We start from the raw sequence: 19516 nt of genomic DNA on the forward strand, positions 1-19516 counted from the left end.
GTTAGTTTCTCAGCCCATGTATACCAAGGGTTGTCCGATTTAATTAACCGTTTAGTTAGTTTTTTCTCCACTCTTTTTATGATCATGCCAAGCTTTGCTTACAATCCTATAATTCTCTTAAAAACTATCGAGTGAATCTATTCACTAGCAACCTTGGATTCTACATCCAAAGGTCTAACTAAAGACCAACTCTTTTTCCAACTCTTTTTCCAACTCTTTTTCCAGCTCTTTTTCGCTTAGACCAAGCGTCTTTGCTGTTGATGTATGAATTTCGTGCAGAAGCTCGGGGTTTTCCATTAGTGACATGCCATAAGAAGGAATCATTTCTTTTATTTTCGGTTCCAACTTATTCATATGTTGCGGGAAGCATTTTTTGATTACTTCAAGCATAACATGCACGGCAGTAGAAGCACCCGGAGAAGCGCCTAGTAATGCTGCGATCGAGCCATCAGCAGAAGTAATCACTTCCGTACCAAATTGAAGCGTTCCTTTGCCGCCAGCTTCAGTATCCTTGATAACTTGCACGCGTTGGCCCGCTACTACTAAATCCCAATCCTCGCTTTTGGCGTTCGGGATAAACTCACGTAACTCTTCCATGCGTTGTTCTTTCGATAACATAACTTGCTGAATCAAGTATTTTGTCAATGACATCTCTTTTACGCCTGCCGCCAACATAGTTAAGATATTATCTGGATTTACAGAAGTTACTAAATCGAACATTGAACCAGTTTTTAAGAACTTTGGTGAAAAGCCGGCAAATGGTCCAAATAGCAACGATTTTTTATTGTCGATAAATCTTGTGTCAAGATGCGGAACAGACATTGGCGGAGCACCAACCTTAGCTTTGCCGTATATTTTTGCATGATTCTGCGCTACAACATCCGGATTATTGCACACCATAAATATTCCGCTTACCGGGAATCCTCCAATATGTTTTCCTTCAGGAATACCGGATTTTTGCAGTAAATGCAGACTTCCACCCCCGCCTCCAATAAAGACGAATTTTGCCGTATGGCGTTCGACCGTACCGCTATCGAGATTCTGCACTTTCAATTCCCACAAGCCGTCGCTCGTACGTTTAATATTATTAACACTATGTTTGTAGTTTATATTGACATTTTTACTCTCTAAGTGATCAAACAACATCCGTGTTAAGGTACCAAAGTTGACATCCGTTCCAGCGTCCATTTTAGTTGCCGCTATCGGTTCATTAACCTTACGGCCTTCCATGATAAGCGGAATCCAATCCATCAGTTTATCATGGTCATCCGAAAATTCCATCCCTTGGAATAGGGGATTGTTTGACATAGCTTCAAAACGTTTCTTTAAAAACGTAACATTTTGTTCCCCTTGAACTAAACTCATATGAGGCAGTTGTCTGATAAAATCCTGTGGATTTTTCATCAGCTTGCTGTTTACAAGATAAGACCAAAACTGCATGGAAACCTGAAACTGTTCATTAATTTTTATTGCTTTACTAATATCTAAAGATCCATCCGGTTTTTCGACTGTGTAGTTAAGTTCACATAGTGCCGCGTGCCCCGTACCCGCATTATTCCACTCGTTAGAGCTTTCCTCTCCTGCATTTGCGAGCTTCTCAAACACAGTAATTTCCAATTCCGGTGCTAATTCTTTTAAAAGTGTCCCTAAAGTCGCACTCATGATTCCGGCGCCAATTAAAATGACGTCTGTTTTAGTTTCTCTGTTGCTCATTTTCATCAACCTTTTCCCCTAAAATTTGGCTAGACGTCACACTAACCTAAGCGCGACCTAGTCACACACCTTTTCTATCTTATTATAACTATTTATAGTATAAAAATGTTGTTTATAGATTTATACACTTATATTATATGATAATTTCAAATTATTTAAAAGCCGGTAAAAAGTGAGAATCCGTTTATGAGTCCTAGGCACACACATAAACCAAATTGTCCCACGTGGCAATGGTCTACTTTTTGTATTGGTTATTAAATTTTTTCAGTAGCTGGATTGGGTGAAAGATAATTGTTTTCCTTTTTATATCAAATTAACTAGTATTCTCTTAAATAGTTCTATAGGGGAGAGGAAATCGTTGAATGGGGGAAAAGGACTAGGGAGGGGCTTTGTTGGAAGTCCTAGTTCACAAGTAACCGAATAGGTCCTTTACACATCTGTTGAATTTAGCTCCTCACCCCATATATTCCAAATTAATTCGTACACTTCAAAAATTAGCTTATCCAGGTCTCTTTCGACTTTTTCATTTGCCAATTACCATCTTTGTAGTGGACAGTACCTTCTACACCAATTGCACCTAATCCTGACCTATATTTAGAACCTTCAAAGAAAACATTGTTATTTAGTTTAAAATCCATTTTCTCTATCCTAAGGAGTACACCTTCCAAAGACATTTTATCTGGATTGTAGTAACCTTTTTCTTTCAGTTCATCAAAAGTGGCATCCATTACATCCACTTTATATTTATCTTTGAAAAAGTTCATAATTTCATTTTTATCCTTTTTACTTAATCCATTGTCGAAATTGCTCATATCAATTGCAATAAATTTCATTTCACTACTCAATGCCTCGTCTTTTTCCATGATTGCGTCCAACGCAACGCTGTATATTTCTCCCAAATGTTCCTTCGGTTTTACTCCAAGGTTACAAGCCGTGAGAATGAGCGATAGAATCAAAAGCATTGAACCAAATTTAATTTTCAATTTTTTGCCCCCTTTTATTAAGAGACGAAACATATTTCCAAAAGTTCCAAAAGGGAATTATTTAAATTAGTTGTGAAAAATGTTATCTGCTTTTAATACCTTCCACACTATATACGCTTTGAGTTTTTACTTTCTCCTGTACCCATTGGTCCAAAGATTTTTTTGAGAAAACATACTTGTCATATATTTTCGAATAAGGGAACATCATAGAAAATGCACCACCTTGTTCAATGGTTTTTTCTTCCTGGATGATTATTTTTTTTATCGAATCCTCGCTAATCTTTAAATAGTCTGCTGCTTCTGAAATAGATAAGGTATCCTCTGTTATTTTCATTTCTACATTATCCTGTTTAAGAGCATTTCCTATCCAAAATCCACTAAAGGCAATGCAAAGAGCTAATATTATGACTGCGTATTCTATTTTCATTTTTTTCCTCCTCCGCATACCTCGACATCTTAAATAGTTAATTATTTATATCTTTATTTTGCAAAAGCAAGATGATCTGTTTGTTTTGCTCAACTTGAATTTCACTATTTTTTTTAATTTGGTAAACCCATCTAACAACGAATGCTAGGACAATTAGTGGCAAAAAGGTTATTAAAGGAATTAAGGTATTCATCATAAAAGAATCCTCCACTTTTTTACTATTTTACTATTTAATAGATTCAACTACTCTTTTTATTCATATGTACCAAGGAATCAAGAATTTAATCAAACGTTTGGTTAGTTTTTTCAGACCATACGTACCAAGGGTACATGGAATGAGCAGAGCAATCCATACGTACCGTCTAAATTCTACAAATGATAACTCATGATGATAAGTTCCCCTTTGTTCCCCATCCTTCGTTCACCTTCATCAATAAATCCACATTTTTTATATAAGCCTTGTGCGACAGTATTTTGAAGGTTAACTGCTAGGACAATTTCATTCGTTTCAATAAAGTGTTCCTTTACAAAGGAAGGTAATTGCAAAAGTACATTCTTGGCATACCCCTTACCTTGATGACGGAAATCTGTCGAAAACGCTCTTAGTAAAATGGAACGATCATTATTAGAGAATGGTTTTACTCCTTCATTTTTATGTAGATTGAAAAAGGTGACCAAATTTTCTTGATCCATCGCTAAGATTGAATAACGATCTGGATCTTCATTTGAAAGTTTGATACATTCTGTTGGCGTACCGGTAAATCGAAGTTGTTCCTCCGATAATTGATAATTCTCGATGTCATTCTTATATCTCTCATCGTAAAAATATAGTTGCATAAATTAGATCCCCCATCGACAGGAATATTCGTTCATTTTTCTTTAAATTTGATTCACTTTACTATACTCAAACTCTCTGTTTTGATGCCTCAGCTATCAAAGCAAAAATATAAGCTGTATTTTGTGACTTTTTGGCAGCTTCCATCATGTAAGACCGCTTGAAATGTCTTTTGCCCTTTTAATAAAGGGATTTCTATCGTTTTACCATTTTCTAACAACCTATCTTTAATACTTTCAATTACATTAAATTTTCCAAAACATCTCTCCTGCAAACCGATTCGTTCTATTATCTTAATGATAGATTATTAGGTTTATTTTTCCAACAAAACTTTCACAATAAAAAGAAAAATTACCTTAAAGAATATTTACATCAAAAGTGATATATTATGACTAGTAAATCAATCATCAAGGAGGATTACATTGAAAAAGCTCGTAAAAGTAGTCGCAGCAATTATTGAAAATGAACAGAATGAGATTCTATGTGCCCTAAGGTCCCCAGAAATGTCCATTCCAAATATGTGGGAGTTTCCAGGCGGAAAAGTAGAAGCAAATGAGGACATCTACTCAGCCCTCGTAAGGGAAATCGATGAAGAATTGGGCTGTGAAATAGAGACATTAAATGAAGTATTTAACGATAATACACATGAATACGAGACATTTATCATTAATTTAAAATCAATTAAATGTAAAATTGTCGAAGGAACACCAACACCAAGTGAGCACTCAAAGTTAATCTGGCTAAAAACAGATAATCTAGATTCGCTAAAGTGGGCACCGGCTGACATTCCAGCGGTTGAACAATTAATAAACGAAAAATAGTCTTCTCGAATGAGAAGACTACACTTTTTTCGTAAACTCTGTATATAGTGTTGCAGGGATTTCGTGCTCTAGTTTAATCTTTACCGTGATAGGTTTTTCACCTTCATATTGGACCGAATCTCCTTTTCCAATATAAATGAAAGGCTCGTTTTTTCCATCTATTTCTCTGTACTTCCTCACAAATAAATGAAGATTAACACCACGTTGCTTATTAAAAATAATATTCTGCCCTCTTTCAGAATGTTGGGCAGTACTATTTTGTGATTGCCATTGAAAGTATCGCTCATTGATAAATTTATCTTTGTAGTTAATACTTTCCTTTACATCCTCTTCTTTATGCAAATCAATAAATAGGAAATATTCTTTTCCGTTAGCAAGCAACCCTGAACCCCTAAAGGAACTATGAATTTTTCGATAGTTAGAAAGTAATGCGGCATCCATCATTTGATATTGCTCGTATAGTTTAAAGTGTGGAACACCGTAGTATTCCGTCTTAAACTCTTTTTCGTAACGGAAAATCCCGTAAGTAATGGTGTCTTCAATAAACTTTCGGTAATCCTCATTTCTTAATAGATCACTAAAAAGTTGAGTCTTCGCCAACTTTCCACTGCTATAATGAACCAATTTAGGCTTATTCTTAATTTGAACGCTATCATAGTAGTTTTGATTTAAGCACTCAAAAGCATGAAGTATGCTATCATCATCTACATCTGTTAATAACTTTAAGATTTGATTCTTTGCGATTTCTAGATTTATTTCCTCATGCTCTAACAAATACCGGATGATAACAAATTCATATATTCGCTTAAGTGGTAACTTGCTTGATAATTCTTTTAATGCTCCTTCGAAAGTCTCGTTCTGTAAAAGCTCTTTTAAATAGTCATCCTTCTCTACTTTTTTCAAGAATGATATATAAGTTTTTTCGCGATCGATAAATTTTACAGGATCCGGCGCACCATCATATTTCAGATAATCCAATAATAAATATGGAATTCGTCCCTGATGTAGCTTTTTAAATTCAAAGTACTCTTCTTTCAAATACTTCATAGAATTGAAGTTTTCACTATCGATCTGAGCCAAAATTCTTTCCTGTGAAATCTTATCCATTTGGATATGAGTACAACCAGGAATATTAGCAAAATCAGTTGCTATAGCTACCTTCAAGCTTTCTTTATCATAGTAACGACTTCCGTTTAGTGCCAGCGCAATGAGAAAGGCTTTATTATGGTTTCCGATAAAATCAAGAACGGTTAAGAAGCTTTTATCTGCATGCTTTCGTAATCCTCTTCCTAACTGCTGAATAAACACAATCGGAGAGTTGGTTGGTCTTAACATAAGCACGGTATTGATAGAAGGAATGTCCACCCCTTCATTAAAAATATCTACGGTAAAAATAAATTCTAACTCGTCATGGTCACTTTCTAATCGATTAATATGTCTTTCACGTGTTTCTGGTGAGTCGGCACCATACAAACAAACACTTTTATAACCTCGCTTATTAAACTCACTAGCCATGTACAGGGCATGCTCAATACTGACACAAAAACCAAGGCCCTTTCTTTTGTCTCCGTCGTGACCATAGAAGTCCATTTTTTCAATAATAAAGTCTACCCGTTCATTTACCTTTAACCGCTTTGTGATTTCACCAACATCGTCAATATTCACATCACTCAAATCAATACCTTCTATGTCCGTAATCCCAAAGTAGTGAAAAGGAATAACCAACTCGTCCTCTAGAGCTTCATGTAATCGCACTTCTATTGCGACATTATTATCAAAAAGGTCAAAAACGTTGTATCCGTCACTTCGTTCTGGAGTTGCCGTCATCCCCAGTGTAAACTTTGGATCGAAATAATTTAAGACGGTTTGGTAGGTTGGACTTGTTGCATGATGGGCTTCATCAACGATTAGATAATCGAATTCACCCTTTTCAAATTCATGAAAACATTTAGAAATGGTTTGAATGGTGGCAAACACATAATCAACATTTTTTTGCTTATGATTTCCTGTAAGTAAGCCAAAAGAAAAACCCTCATTAGGTAGAAGCATTTCAAAAGTTTCCTTAGCTTTTTTCAAAATCTCTTCCCTATGAACAATGAATAAGAGTTTCTTGGGTTTTAAGCTCTTTACATCAAAAGCCGACATATACGTTTTTCCTGTACCGGTTGCTGCGATCACAAGAGCCTTTTTCTCCCCAAAGCTTCTCAGTCTTTCTAAATTCTCAGTTGCCCGTTTTTGCATTCTATTAGGGACAATATATTGTTTGTTTTCATAAATCATTTGATGAGTTACTTGGCTATTTTTGAGACTCTTAAGGAATTCTTCATACCTTCTTATGAAATCCTGATCCGCTTCTTCACTCATATTCCAAAGATAATCATATTCCTTTAAAACATCCTGTATAAAGCGGGCATCCTCTTTTGTTACTATCTCAACATTCCACTCAATATTGCTTTTCAGAGCGCTTTGAGTGATATTCGAGGAGCCGATTATCACTTTGTAGCTATCTTGGTACTCAAATATGTATGCTTTCGTATGGAAACCAATCTCTTTATCCGTAACAAAAACCTTTAACTCGACATTATTGAACTCTCTAATTTTCTCTAGAGCCTTTGCATCTGTAAAATTGAGATACGTGGAAGTAATAATCTTTCCTTTTACGCCCCTTGACTCGGCTTCCTTTAATGGATCTAGGAGAAGTTGAAGACCGCTGAAGTTAATAAATGCGACACTAAAATAAAACCGCTCACACTCATTCATCGATTTTACTAACTCTCTTAATAGATTACCCTTGTCGGAATTTACGATTAATTTCTTTTCTACCGCTTCCATTGGTTTGCTCCTGACTAAATGTTTACTATCTATAACTATAATGTTATTTATTGGATATGTGAAAATTGTACTATATTTAGGTGTAAATAAAAAGATCCACTATCCTCTGGAGTCATCTCTTCTGAAACCATCGGATTTTTCCAAAAATCAGTGCGAACCATTCTAAACTTTGCCATCCTCAACCACTGCCTTTCTTCTAATAAATTCCTTCATAATTCATATAGTGTTAAATGAAGAAAACGGTCATATGTTTTTCATTAAAATGTGAAAAGTTTATGATAATTTTCATCACCTTGTCCTTTGCGAGGGCTTTATGTAAAAGCCCTCGTCTAAGTACTTCTACGATAGCGAGATTGGCGGAGTAAAGCGAATAACCATTTTTCACTTTTGAGGGCGCTTTTTGCAGTTTTGGTGATTTTTCACCCTTTTTTGTGTGAAAGCATTTATCTGTTTAGGTGACTTTTAGGTTCATGACACTATAAGTTTTTTCATTTTTCGGTTGCTTGATATCCTTCTACCAATATATGATTATAGTGAAAAAGGAAATATTAGCCAACACTTAAAAGCTATTGAACATTTGTCCATTACAACAATTTTAAGGAGGAAATTATGAAAACATTAATTCGGGGAGAAAAAGTTAAATTAATCGATTTTACCCCTGCCCTTCAATTGCAGGTCGAGATTAACGTTAATTCGAAATTTGATATTGATGTTACTTGTTTCGGTTTGAACGCTGACAAAAAACTAATAGATGATCGATATATGATTTTCTATAACCAACTGCACTCTCCCTTTAACGAAATCCAACTTCAAGCGCATAGCAGCGGAAAAGGTACATACCATATCGACTTATCAAAGCTTCCATCATCCTCACAATATCTAGTATTTACTGCCACAATCGATGGCGATGGAACAATGGGAACTATTTCATCTGGTTCTCTTAATATTAAAGCAAACGGTCTATCAATCATGGAATATTCCTTTAATAGCAGTGACTTCATGAATGAAAAAGCCATCATTATTACTGAAATATATTATAAAGATCTTTGGAGAGTTTCATCGGTAGGCCGTGGGTTTGATGGCGGGCTTGCAGCACTTTTGAAGGATTTTGGCGGAGAGGTCGCAGAAGAACAGTCCCAGCCAGCACCTCCACCTACAATGACTGCTGCAACACCTCCACCTCCTTCACCACCGATCAATAATAAAAAGATATTGCTTGAAAAGAAGATGGAGAAACAAGCACCAAAAATACTCGAACTTTCTAAAAAAGCAGTCATCTCTTTAGAAAAAGTGGGCTTGCAAAACCATAATGCAAAGGTTGCACTTTGTTTGGATATATCGGGTTCCATGTCAGCCCTTTACCGCTCCGGAAAAATACAAGAATTTGCAGAACGGATACTAGCTTTAGGCACCCGGTTTGATGACGATGGCTCCATAGATATCTTCTTGTTTGGAGCTAAGGCACATGATGCTGGAGAATTGACCATTGATAACTTTAACGGATTTGTTAATAAACTTATTAAGAGACACCCATTAGAGGGGAGCACTTATTACGGAAAGGCAATGAAAATGATACGCCAGCATTATTTTGGATCAGCGTCCAAACGGAACAAGCCGCTTTCAAATGATGTACCAATTTATGTTATGTTTGTAACGGATGGTGCTACCTTTGATGAACAAGAAACGATCCATCATATCCAAAGCTCATCCTTCGAGCCTCTATTCTGGCAATTCATGGCGATTGGAAAATCTAACAAAGGGACTAAAAAGCGGGGATTCCTTCGAGCATTTCAATCCGATTTTTCATTCTTAGAAGAACTTGATAACCTATCAGGTCGGTACATAGATAATGCTGATTTCTTCAGTGTAGAAGATCCTCAATCCATTTCTGACAATGAGTTATATGATTTATTGATGCAGGAATACCCTAAATGGGTAAAAGCGTCAACTGCAAAAGGATTAATCCAAAAAGTTACAAGCAGAATCAGATAATGGATTTTCGACTAATTTATTTCGAATCATATAATCATAGATTTTACACAAGTAAATGACAGACAAGACGAACAGTGTCAGTCACTGTTCGCCTTATTTGAACTCTCCAAAAAAGTGCCCATCCTCACAATATCATCTCTGAGTGGACAGGCACCTAGGATCGGGACACGTCTGGCACAAAAAGAACCGCTCTACCTTTCTTTAGTAGAGTTCGGTCAAATAATCTACTTGGAGCGCTTTGTTTAGTTCCTTTTCGGTCATGTCGGGAATTTTCGTATGGTCTATTAGGATTTTTGCTGCATTTGGCAGTGAATCCTTTTCACTCCATGTTTCTGGTTCCCAAAGGCCTGAACGTTTCATCGCTTTCGCACAATGAATAAAGCATTCTTCCACTTCAATGCAGATTCCAACCAAGGGTTTCTTTCCATGATGGGCCATTCGTTCAAGGAGAATGTCATCTTTCACCAAGTATGCTTTTCCATTTACTCTTAATGTTTCCCCCAGTCCAGGAATCAGAAAAAGAAGACCTGCCTTTGGATTGGATAAAATATTCCGCATTGTATCTATTCTTTTATTCCCTGGCCGTTCTGGAATAATGATATGCTTTTCATCAAGTACAAGAGCAAACCCAGGCATGTCTCCACGAGGTGAAACATCGCAATATCCAGAAGCATCAGATGTAGAGATCACTAGAAAAGGAGAGCGGGAAATAAAATCCTTACAATGATCGTCTACATAGGAAATCACCTTTTTTCTAACTAGTTCACTCGGTTCCCCTATAATAGAACGTAATTCATCCTCTGTTTCAATTTTATCTTTACATGTAAGATTAGGTACCGGCATTACTATACTCCCCTTCCTTATTCTAGCAATGTAACTGGTTCCTCAGTGTTTATGTTTATCGATTATTACGAATGTAATTAGCCACTATCAGTCCACTCTCTACTTGAATACGTACAAGCTTTTGAATCGGAATCGCCTTATAATCAAGCTCAATTTCTAGATTTCCGCAATAGTCTACTAAGAACTGTTCACCTTTCTCACAGGTTTCCATAAGTTTGCTCATTGCGATTTCTTCTTTATTTTTTTGCTGCCTAAGCCGTTCGATTTCATATTCACAAGTACGAACGGTTAAACCTAAGTACAAGCCATTGTAAAACTTTGCAGCTTGTAAATTATCAAAAATCTCTGCCATGGAAGCATTTTTTTCAAATTCAGGATTACTTTCAGCCCAATTGATTTTGGCCTCACTGCCTTCTCTAATATACTGAATCACTTCTTCTACCAGTTTTACAAATGGGTTCTCTTCACAGATATAAGGGCGGACTTCTGTTAGCAGCTTATCTAGGCGGGCAAAATGAGCTTGTGATTGTTTTACCCCCTGTAAAATGGCTTCTTTCCGTGTGATTTCCCCCTCACCCAAATCCTCAATTCGAGAATCAAAAAAATAAGGCAGCTCAGTAAGAAGAGTTACACAGTCTGCTACGCTCGATGCATAGTCTGAACTCGAAGTTCCATTTTTTATATTTGGCTTTTCACCGCTAAATTTTTCTATGAAATCATAAGCTTCAGCAATTGTCATATTTTTAAAGATAGCTGGAGAAAATTTCGTTATGAAAGGTTCTTCAGGCTCTCCTAAATTTAAGGGGATACCTTGTTTAATAGCTGAATCCCTCAAACTTTCATACAGCTCTGGCAGATCTTGTGTTATGTACCAATAAGCTCCCCCAAACCCTGCATTATGGAGGGAATACATAAACTCTGGTTTTATCTCTTGTATTAATGTCATTAAAGCTTGGGTTTCAGGTAGCGGGTTGTGAAAATGCAGCTCTTTGTAATCAATCGGAAAAGTCCATTCCACCTGTTCATAGCCGATTGGCCGAAAATAATTTTTCGTGTAGGTATACACATTAAACGGCCCTTTGAACCAGTTTTCATTTAGACGAACACCGTCAGGGTCGATACATTTAATCATGTACCATGTAAAGCCTAATCCTTCTCGTAATTCGTCATTCTCAGCCAAAGCACGAGAAAAGTACTCGAGTGTCATGGCACCAATAGGTTCATTAGGGTGAGGACAGGCAAAGCATAAAGCATTCTTTGGACCATCTCCAATTTTCATACATAAAATCGAATGTCCCTTTCGAGATTTTCCAGCCTCAAATACGGTAACGAGATCGGGAAACTCATTAGCAAGCTTCCTGCAGCTCTCATCCATTTCATCTACAGTCAGAAAAGCTTTATAATCAGGAACATTAGCAACAACAGATTGAAAATTCATGTAATAGTTTCCTTTCATTTCATTTAAGTATTTCATGGCTTCATAATGTGTCCATGCTTTACGGTAGAGCAACACAGATATATGGTAGCATAGTTTCAAAACAACTTGCATGTATCAATTATTAATTTAACTTGTCTCTTGTTATTGATAATAATAAAAAGGAAAAGGACCAAACCTGGTCCTTTTTGATACACTTCATTTATTAGACATATTCCCATTTGAGGGAACAGTGGCAGGTTCGGGTCAGGAGTCTTTGACCATTCGATATAATACTGGGAATCCACTAGTTATTTAATAAAATCCGTCATATAACAATTGTATTTTCTGACAGCTTCCATTACTTCAGCTTTACCTTAAAACATACTCAGTCGATAATTTCTTGATAAAAGTTCCAAAAGTTTAAGTCCAGCAACACTGTTCCCTTTTTCATCCAATGCAGGCCCGAAAATTCCAATTCCAAATTTACCAGGAACAGCCCCCATGATTCCGCCTGATACACCACTTTTAGCCGGAATACCTATTTTTATGGCGAATTCGCCCGATGCATTATACATTCCACACGTAACCATAAAAGTTTTGCAAATTCTTGCTACATCGTCGGGCATAAACCGTTTTCCGTTAAGAGGATCCACTCCATCCATCGCAAAAATCATGCCGATTCTCGCTAAATCCAAACAATTCATTTCGACAGCACACTGTTTTGTGTATAAATCCAATAATGTTTCAACATCTTCAGTGATGATTTTATGCTGTTTGAGAAAATAACATAATGCCCGGTTTAAATCAGCAGATTCAAATTCGGATCGGGCTACCTTCTCACTATATCCAACCGAAGGGTCGCCCGACAATTCCCGGATAAAGCCTAATAACCGATTAAACCGATCCTCTACTGAATCCCCTTTAATCATATGAGTCACCACAAGTGCCCCTGCATTGATCATCGGGTTTAACGGTTTAGCTGGTGCCATTGTTTCTAATTTGGCAATCGAATTAAAGGGGTCTCCAGTAGGCTCCATCCCAACCCGTTCAAATACATAATGAAAACCTCTTTCCATTAAAACAAGAGCTAAGCTGATAACCTTTGAGATACTTTGGAGCGTCATCTTTTTATCAATATCTCCCGCTGAGAAACATCTTCCGTCAGGATAATTAATAGCAATAGACAAATCACCTGGATTTGCTTTAGCCAGCTCGGGAATATAGTCAGCAACCTTGCCATCTTTTGTATATCTTTTTGCCTCTTCCACTAATCGCCGTAAATCGTCACTTTTTTGACATGGCATTTTGCATCACCCATAGTAGTATGGGCGAATGATAGGGCGAGCATTCCAATAGAAACCAACAAAATGTTCACCAAAAAACATACCGAAGGAAGCCCCTACTTTCAAGTATGGGGAGGAATTCAGTTTTATTTATTAATTAATAAAGATTTTATTGGAAGATTTCTGTTTGTTTTGATATACTTAAAACAGAACTAATGTTCGGAGGTTTCGAGAGATGTCAAATTATGAAGAATCTAGTTTTGTATTAACTTTGCCGATGAATACAACAGATTTCCATATTATTTCTTTTGATAAAATCTTTGAAGTTTCTCGAAAAATTCAAAATGCTTGTTTGAGTGAAATATTAAAAAGGCACAGATTGGTTCAAGACAACAAACAATACCGAAAAAACAAGAGATGTATAAAAGCCGTTAATAGTAAAATTAAAATGTTAAAGAACAAGAAAGAGATAAAATTTTTAGAAAAGGAACTTCGATCTTTGTATAATAAGCAAAAAGAAATTGAATTTTCTATTGGATTATCTGAATACGCAATTCATGATTTTGTCGCACCAACGAAACGTCATTTTGAAGGCGTATTAGATATTAACACTGCTCAAAAGTTAGCCAGCCGTGCCTGGGGTTCTTACCAAAAAAAACGTTATGGAAACGGAAAAAAAGTACATTTTAAAAAATATGGATCTATGACTTCTATTGAAGGGAAAACAAATAAGTCAGGCATTACGTTCCGTAAAGAAGGTAGTAAATATTTCATAAACGTTATGGGTACGAAAGTGTCAGTTACGGTCAAATCGATGGATATTTACGCCAAAGAAGTTTTAAAAAACCTTAAAAACATTAAATACTGTCGTATTATTCGTAAAATGATTCGTGGGAAAATGAGATACTTTGTGCAATTAATTATGAAAGGAATACCGCCACGCAAACGAGATAAAGCTACTGGTTTGTTTAAAGTACGATTGGGAAAAGGTCGAACGGGCATAGATCCTGGCACTCAAACAATGGCTGTAGCCTCGGATGAAGTTGCGTTGTTGAGAGAACTAGCACCCGAATTAGATAACCTCGAAAACGAAAAACGTTTGATTTTACGAAAAATGGACCGTTCCAAACGTTACACAAACCCTAATAAATTCAATCCTGATGGAACCTTTAAAAAAGAAAATCTCGATAGATGGAATTTTTCTAACAACTACATTAAATTGCGCAATAAAATACAAGATATCCAACGAAAACAAGCAGCGAAGCGGAGACAATCTCATTGCCAGTTAGCCAATATTATTTTAGCTACAGGAAATGAGTTTTTTGTTGAAACGATGAACTATCAAGCACTTCAAAAACGAGCAAAGGAAACCAAAATAAGTGAGAAAACCGGTAGGTTTCAACGTAAAAAGAGATTCGGGAAATCAATCGCAAACAAAGCTCCCGCATTGTTAGTTTCTATTTTGGAATACAAGTGTAAATTTTTAGGTGCTAATTTTCATCAAATAAATACTTGGACAGCTAAGGCAAGTCAATATAACCATGAAACCGATGATTTCCAAAAGAAAAAACTCCATCAACGATGGAGCCAAGTAGGTAATTTTACTATTCAACGGGATTTGTATTCCGCATTTTTAATAAAAAATATAAATACAACGTTAGACAAAATTGACAAAGATTTATGCGCTGAAACTTTTGAAAACTTTATCAAGAATCATGATTTAGAAATTAGCCGTTTAAAATTATCTATGCCTACCATTTTTAGCATGGGGATTGAAGTATCTTAAACTAGAATATCAGGTGTGACCTACCTACCAAACGCTAAACAACCGTCAGGTTGTTTGTTTAAGAAAGATTCTATGAACTAAGTGAGTGACTTATTGTTGTACCTAGGCATTCTTAGAATGGCGCTAGAGAGAGGTAAGTAGAAGCTTAGATAATAGAACCCGCCGCATTTATGCGTGCGGAGTGTCAGGTAAATCATATTTGGGCTCTTTTCCGTTACAACTAATCAGATTTAGTTCTTTGCTCCAGCCTTTTGGGGACTGTGAAATTGCCCCAATAGTCTCTTTTATTTCAAATTTAATTTCAGCCATCATCCTTGGCCTCCAATCCATCATTATTTCTTTAGTCAAACTTTGCACTAAAATATATATATAACTTACTACTTCCTCTGTCCTAGGAACTTTGTAATCCTAGAGATAGGGTTTGTTATTTTCGCTATTTGTTTTCACAAATTTCTGCGAGGCAATTATGAATTCTTTTACAGCAGGCGTACAATCCTTCCTAGACTTTACTGCTAATCCAATAGTACGATAGGTTTCAGGAACAAGTTCAACAGTAGAAACTTGTGTTAACCAATTTGGTAATGTTAATTGAGGAATCACTGTTAGCCCCAGTCCTTCTTGAACCATTGAAATTATGGTTTGATTATCTTCCACCTCAAAATGAATATTAGGCTGTAATCCATTTGATTGAAACCTTTTCTTGACCAGCACCTCACAGCCTGCCTTTGGCATGATAAAGGGTTCCTGCGATAACTGCTCTATGGTTAAGGACCTATGTTCACGGAAAGGGTGATCGCTAGGTAATAGCACAACTAATTTATCTTTTAAAAGAGGGATCGTCTCCAACCTTTTAACCGGCAACGATACAAATCCAATATCAATAACTCCATTTTCTACCCATTCAGTAATTTCGTCATAGCTCCCCTCATATAGCTCCAACTCAATCCCTTCATACCTGCTTTTGAAATAAGATATAATGCCAGGCAATAATTTAGCTGAAGTGCTTGGAAAACTTCCTATCTTGATTTTACCCATTTCTATCCCAAGAATAGCAGCCGTCTTTTGTTTAATCTGTTCCGACTCTGAAACTATATTTCTCATATGTCCAATAATCCGTTTTCCTGCATCCGTCAATGAAACTCCATTTCTGCCTCTATTTAAAAGAATAATCCCCAGTTCTGACTCCAAAGCAGATATATTATGACTGACACCAGATTGTGTGAGTCCTAAATTTTCGCCAGCCTTCGTAAAATTTCCAGTGTCTACAACCTTAAGAAATACTTCAAATTGAAAAAGCGACATGGTTTCCTCCTTAATTTATCTAAAATAGGGGGCACGTATTTATTCTTGAGATAGATTTATATGAAAATTTCCCATGTATTCAATTCATAATATTCATTTTACTTATACAAAATTAGTGCATATGATTAAAGTACAAAAGATCATTTCAAGGAGGAGAAACATGAAACAAATCCCGGTTTACCATATTGATGCTTTTACTGATGTATCGTTTGGTGGAAATCCTGCGGGGGTTATTCCCGATGCGAAAAATTTAAGGGAGGAAGACATGAAAAAAATTGCAAATGAATTGAACCTTCCAGAGTCTGTTTTTTTAATGCCTTCTTCTCATCCACATGCAGATTTTAAAGTAAAATATTTTACACCGCTTGAGGAAATCAATTTTTGCGGCCATGCAACAATTGGTCTTTCCTGGTTACTTGGAACCAAATACAATTGGTTAAATAAAGCTGATCAGATTGTATTTGAAACCAACGTAGGACTGATTCCAGTAAAATGGATAAAAGAAAACAATCAACTTATTAGTGTTTCTATGACCCAGGTCGCTCCAAAGGTCAAAGAAATCGAAATCAATAAAGACACGCTTGCCCAACTAGTCGGTATTCAAACAACTGATCTAGATGAAAGATATCCAATTAAACTAAGCAATACTGGAAACTGGCATCTTCTTGTTCCAGTGAAAACACGTAAAGCCATTGATTTAGCTGAGCCGCAACTAAAAGAGTTAGGCAGCATGAATCGGGAGCATAATATTTCAACCACTCATTTATTTACCTTTGATACAAATGGGGAGTTTGATATTTATACAAGGGATTTCGCCCCTGGTATCGGAATCAATGAGGATCCTGTAACTGGTGCAGCAAATGGTGCATTAGCCGGGTATTTGTTTTTAGAAGGATTTCTTTCAAAAAAGCAACCTCATCAACTTAAAATAGGTCAAGGTCATGCAATTGGCAGACCGGGTACATTATATATAACGATTCATTCTGAAAATAATGAACCAATCATTGACGTAGCTGGAACAGCAGTAATAACGATTGAAGGGAATATCAACATTTTATAAAGATACTATCTTATCTTTAGGTGCAACATTCTCGTGCCTGTCACGCCCGGAAGTTTATTAGATTTTGTGGAAATGTGAACAGTGCAATTGCACTGTTCGCATTTCGACAAAGTTAACCTTAAACAAATACATCCAAAATTAAAACTAGAATAAAGGCGACGAAAGAAAGGAGTGTTTCCATAACTGTCCATGTCTTGAATGTTTCTTTAACAGTCAATCCCATATATTCTTTTACCAACCAGAAACCGGCATCATTAACATGTGAAAGCATTAATGAACCTGCACCAGTAGCAATAACTAATAATTCTAGGTTAACACCTGACATATGCTCCACTACTGGAGAAACAATTCCGGCTGCGGTTGTTAGCGCAACAGTTGCTGAACCGGTAGCGACTCGGATTAATCCCGCAACTAGGAAGGCTAGGACAATCGGTGATAAGGACATTTGCTCGGACATTGCTGCAATCGCTGTCCCTACACCGCTTTCAATTAGAATTTGCTTGAATGCTCCGCCTGCCCCAATTATGAGAATAATCGAAGCTAATGGCAATAAACATTCTTCCGTTAATTTTTTAATTAACGTCCTGTCCATACCCTGGCGGAAGCCCAAGAAGAAATAGGCTGCAAAACATGAAATTAGTAAAGCAATAACCGGACTGCCAATAAGCAATAGAAATTTTTCAATAGCACCTGGCAGTGAAAGATATGGGGCAATTACCGTTAACATAATTAATATAACAGGCAGCAAGATAATGAAAAACGAAATCGCTGTACTTGGTAACCCGCTTGACTTTGTCACCACGCGGATTAATTCCGGTTCTCCAACAGGAGTTACCCGTTTTTGAATCCATTTTGAAAATAAAGGTCCTGCAATGACGGCAGTTGGAAAAGCAATAATTAATGAATAAAGCATTACATGTCCTAAGTTTGCATTATAAATGCCAATCGCTGTCATCGCACCAGGATGCGGAGGAACTAATCCGTGCACAATCGACAATCCGGCAAGCACCGGAATACCAATTAAAAGAATGTTTTGTTTAGTAGATTTGCGAATCGAAATAACCAAAGGCAGCAAGATTACTAGACCAACCTCAAAAAACACAGGAATACCAATAATAAAACCAGAAAGAAGCATCGCCCATGGTAGATATTTCACACCGAATTTTTTGATAAAGAAATCGGCTACTTGCATGCCCGCACCTGAGTCAGACATCATTTTACCTAAGATGGTTCCCAACGCTAAAATTCCAATCAGATGTCCAAGGACAGCGCCCACTCCCGTTTCATAGGCTGTGACAATCTTGTCCATTGGTACGCCAGAAAAAACAGCTAGAAACAGGCCGGCGACAGTTAAACTGATAAATGCATGCCATTTCCACCACGATACTCCTAAAATAACGATCACAATGGCTGCTAACGTAATACCTATTAAATATAAACTCATATTTTCTCACTCTCCCCTAAGAAATCGCTTACATACTATTCAAAAAAATGGGTTACTGAATGGAATCATTATAATTAACAATATAATTTTGTTTACCTGTATTATAGTAACCCGCGCTATATTCCAGTACATTTCCTTCATCATCACAGGAACGACGAATTCTTTTTAACACCACTGTGTCTTTTTCTACGTTTAATTTTTCACTAACATGACTAGGTGCAATCGAAACGGCAAACTCATCTCGGAATGATTCCAGTCTAATGTTTTGCTCTTCTAAAAAGCGGTACAAAGATCCGATATTGACATCCTCTAATTCTTCCTCACTTATGTCTAATAAGATGTAATGAGTGAAATGAATATAGGGCTCGTTGTCCAATAAGTAGAGTCGTTCAATTTGGACACAATGGCTTCCAAATAAAGAATAAAGTTCCGAGTTTGGAGACAATTCAGCCTTTTTAATATTTAACACCTTTTTGGTGATGTGGTGGCCTTCTTCTACTAATAGTTCCGTAAAGCGTTTCCCTTTTGAAAGCTTCGCAGACGATACATTCGCGATGACCTTTGTTCCTTTACCACTTTTCTTCTCCAGATATCCTTCTTGAACCAGTTCTTTAATGGCATTCCGTATAGTAATTTTGCTTACATTAAATTCTTCTTCTAATTGAGGCTCGGAGGGAATGTTCGTGTGAATTGCATAAACACCATGTAAAATACGATCCTTCAATATTTCTTTTATTTGTAAGTACATAGGTCCCTTTTTTCGATTCACATTCATTCC

At 36.6% G+C, this 19516-nt stretch carries 16 protein-coding genes and 2 pseudogenes; 4 read left to right on the forward strand and 14 right to left on the reverse strand.

Annotated features, from left to right (window positions below):
• Nucleotides 1-174: 174 nt before the first annotated feature.
• The 5 genes from AB7942_RS16005 to AB7942_RS16025 all read right to left on the reverse strand — a co-directional run bounded on the left by AB7942_RS16005 (nucleotide 175) and on the right by AB7942_RS16025 (nucleotide 3960).
• The gene (locus tag AB7942_RS16005; RefSeq protein ID WP_369447761.1) at nucleotides 175-1713 is read right to left on the reverse strand and encodes a malate:quinone oxidoreductase; all 1539 of its coding nucleotides are present in this window, start codon (nucleotides 1711-1713) and stop codon (nucleotides 175-177) included.
• Between the two features lie 494 nt (nucleotides 1714-2207).
• A complete protein-coding gene (locus AB7942_RS16010; RefSeq protein ID WP_369447623.1) occupies nucleotides 2208-2696 on the reverse strand; it encodes a peptide ABC transporter substrate-binding protein in 489 nt (162 codons plus the stop codon).
• Between the two features lie 82 nt (nucleotides 2697-2778).
• Nucleotides 2779-3123 carry a helix-turn-helix domain-containing protein gene (locus tag AB7942_RS16015; protein WP_369447624.1) on the reverse strand — a complete coding sequence of 115 codons (345 nt, stop codon included), beginning with the start codon at nucleotides 3121-3123 and terminating at the stop codon, nucleotides 2779-2781.
• Between the two features lie 37 nt (nucleotides 3124-3160).
• The gene (locus tag AB7942_RS16020) at nucleotides 3161-3319 is read right to left on the reverse strand and encodes a hypothetical protein (protein ID WP_179195711.1); all 159 of its coding nucleotides are present in this window, start codon (nucleotides 3317-3319) and stop codon (nucleotides 3161-3163) included.
• Between the two features lie 173 nt (nucleotides 3320-3492).
• Nucleotides 3493-3960 (reverse strand): GNAT family N-acetyltransferase, encoded by a 468-nt coding sequence (locus tag AB7942_RS16025; protein WP_369447625.1) that lies wholly within the window; start codon nucleotides 3958-3960, stop codon nucleotides 3493-3495.
• 420 nt (nucleotides 3961-4380) lie between these two features.
• Between AB7942_RS16025 and AB7942_RS16030 the strand changes: the two genes are divergently transcribed.
• Nucleotides 4381-4779, forward strand: coding sequence for a (deoxy)nucleoside triphosphate pyrophosphohydrolase (locus AB7942_RS16030; RefSeq protein ID WP_369447626.1), 399 nt, complete (start codon nucleotides 4381-4383; stop codon nucleotides 4777-4779).
• 18 nt (nucleotides 4780-4797) lie between these two features.
• Here the strand turns inward: AB7942_RS16030 and AB7942_RS16035 are convergent, their stop codons facing one another.
• Nucleotides 4798-7611: a DEAD/DEAH box helicase gene (locus tag AB7942_RS16035; RefSeq protein WP_369447627.1), complete on the reverse strand. Its 2814-nt coding sequence runs from the start codon at nucleotides 7609-7611 to the stop codon at nucleotides 4798-4800.
• 77 nt (nucleotides 7612-7688) lie between these two features.
• A pseudogene (locus AB7942_RS30550) lies at nucleotides 7689-7787 on the reverse strand (DNA replication protein DnaD); the annotation flags it as partial.
• A 433-nt stretch (nucleotides 7788-8220) separates the two neighbouring features.
• Here AB7942_RS30550 and AB7942_RS16040 point away from each other — a divergent pair.
• Nucleotides 8221-9603 carry a VWA domain-containing protein gene (locus AB7942_RS16040; protein ID WP_369447628.1) on the forward strand — a complete coding sequence of 461 codons (1383 nt, stop codon included), beginning with the start codon at nucleotides 8221-8223 and terminating at the stop codon, nucleotides 9601-9603.
• Between the two features lie 201 nt (nucleotides 9604-9804).
• Here the strand turns inward: AB7942_RS16040 and AB7942_RS16045 are convergent, their stop codons facing one another.
• The 3 genes from AB7942_RS16045 to glsA all read right to left on the reverse strand — a co-directional run bounded on the left by AB7942_RS16045 (nucleotide 9805) and on the right by glsA (nucleotide 13167).
• The gene (locus AB7942_RS16045) at nucleotides 9805-10446 is read right to left on the reverse strand and encodes a pyridoxamine 5'-phosphate oxidase family protein (RefSeq protein ID WP_369447629.1); all 642 of its coding nucleotides are present in this window, start codon (nucleotides 10444-10446) and stop codon (nucleotides 9805-9807) included.
• Between the two features lie 55 nt (nucleotides 10447-10501).
• Nucleotides 10502-11884, reverse strand: a complete 1383-nt coding sequence (locus AB7942_RS16050) for a M14 family zinc carboxypeptidase (protein ID WP_369447630.1) — start codon at nucleotides 11882-11884, stop codon at nucleotides 10502-10504.
• Nucleotides 11885-12237: 353 nt separating this feature from the next.
• The gene (gene glsA, locus AB7942_RS16055) at nucleotides 12238-13167 is read right to left on the reverse strand and encodes a glutaminase A (RefSeq protein ID WP_369447631.1); all 930 of its coding nucleotides are present in this window, start codon (nucleotides 13165-13167) and stop codon (nucleotides 12238-12240) included.
• 214 nt (nucleotides 13168-13381) lie between these two features.
• On the opposite strand from glsA, the gene AB7942_RS16060 reads away from it, so the two are divergent.
• A complete protein-coding gene (locus AB7942_RS16060) occupies nucleotides 13382-14932 on the forward strand; it encodes an RNA-guided endonuclease TnpB family protein (RefSeq protein ID WP_369447632.1) in 1551 nt (516 codons plus the stop codon).
• Between the two features lie 183 nt (nucleotides 14933-15115).
• Here the strand turns inward: AB7942_RS16060 and AB7942_RS16065 are convergent.
• Both AB7942_RS16065 and AB7942_RS16070 read right to left on the reverse strand, forming a co-directional pair.
• Nucleotides 15116-15241 (reverse strand): annotated as a pseudogene (locus AB7942_RS16065) (PC4/YdbC family ssDNA-binding protein); the annotation flags it as partial.
• Nucleotides 15242-15340: 99 nt separating this feature from the next.
• The gene (locus tag AB7942_RS16070) at nucleotides 15341-16234 is read right to left on the reverse strand and encodes a LysR family transcriptional regulator (RefSeq protein WP_369447633.1); all 894 of its coding nucleotides are present in this window, start codon (nucleotides 16232-16234) and stop codon (nucleotides 15341-15343) included.
• A gap of 160 nt (nucleotides 16235-16394) precedes the next feature.
• Here AB7942_RS16070 and AB7942_RS16075 point away from each other — a divergent pair, with 160 nt between their 5' ends.
• Complete coding sequence (locus AB7942_RS16075) at nucleotides 16395-17294, forward strand: PhzF family phenazine biosynthesis protein (protein WP_369447634.1); 900 nt, start codon at nucleotides 16395-16397, stop codon at nucleotides 17292-17294.
• A 118-nt stretch (nucleotides 17295-17412) separates the two neighbouring features.
• Here AB7942_RS16075 and AB7942_RS16080 read toward each other — a convergent pair whose 3' ends face one another.
• On the reverse strand, nucleotides 17413-18738 hold the full coding sequence (locus AB7942_RS16080) for a GntP family permease (RefSeq protein ID WP_088085467.1): 1326 nt from the start codon (nucleotides 18736-18738) through the stop codon (nucleotides 17413-17415).
• 52 nt (nucleotides 18739-18790) lie between these two features.
• Nucleotides 18791-19513, reverse strand: a complete 723-nt coding sequence (locus AB7942_RS16085; protein WP_369447635.1) for a GntR family transcriptional regulator — start codon at nucleotides 19511-19513, stop codon at nucleotides 18791-18793.
• Nucleotides 19514-19516: the final 3 nt, after the last annotated feature.

The sequence above is a fragment of the Neobacillus sp. BF23-41 genome, assembly GCF_041106275.1.

Coding starts and splice junctions, on each gene's coding strand:
- AB7942_RS16005 (WP_369447761.1), bottom strand. CDS start 1,713: ATGAGCAACAGAGAAACTAAAACAGACGTCATTTTAATTGGCGCCGGA.
- AB7942_RS16015 (WP_369447624.1), bottom strand. CDS start 3,123: ATGAAAATAGAATACGCAGTCATAATATTAGCTCTTTGCATTGCCTTT.
- AB7942_RS16020 (WP_179195711.1), bottom strand. CDS start 3,319: ATGATGAATACCTTAATTCCTTTAATAACCTTTTTGCCACTAATTGTC.
- AB7942_RS16025 (WP_369447625.1), bottom strand. CDS start 3,960: ATGCAACTATATTTTTACGATGAGAGATATAAGAATGACATCGAGAAT.
- AB7942_RS16035 (WP_369447627.1), bottom strand. CDS start 7,611: ATGGAAGCGGTAGAAAAGAAATTAATCGTAAATTCCGACAAGGGTAAT.
- AB7942_RS16040 (WP_369447628.1), top strand. CDS start 8,221: ATGAAAACATTAATTCGGGGAGAAAAAGTTAAATTAATCGATTTTACC.
- AB7942_RS16045 (WP_369447629.1), bottom strand. CDS start 10,446: ATGCCGGTACCTAATCTTACATGTAAAGATAAAATTGAAACAGAGGAT.
- AB7942_RS16050 (WP_369447630.1), bottom strand. CDS start 11,884: ATGAATTTTCAATCTGTTGTTGCTAATGTTCCTGATTATAAAGCTTTT.
- glsA (WP_369447631.1), bottom strand. CDS start 13,167: ATGCCATGTCAAAAAAGTGACGATTTACGGCGATTAGTGGAAGAGGCA.
- AB7942_RS16060 (WP_369447632.1), top strand. CDS start 13,382: ATGTCAAATTATGAAGAATCTAGTTTTGTATTAACTTTGCCGATGAAT.
- AB7942_RS16070 (WP_369447633.1), bottom strand. CDS start 16,234: ATGTCGCTTTTTCAATTTGAAGTATTTCTTAAGGTTGTAGACACTGGA.
- AB7942_RS16075 (WP_369447634.1), top strand. CDS start 16,395: ATGAAACAAATCCCGGTTTACCATATTGATGCTTTTACTGATGTATCG.
- AB7942_RS16080 (WP_088085467.1), bottom strand. CDS start 18,738: ATGAGTTTATATTTAATAGGTATTACGTTAGCAGCCATTGTGATCGTT.
- AB7942_RS16085 (WP_369447635.1), bottom strand. CDS start 19,513: ATGAATGTGAATCGAAAAAAGGGACCTATGTACTTACAAATAAAAGAA.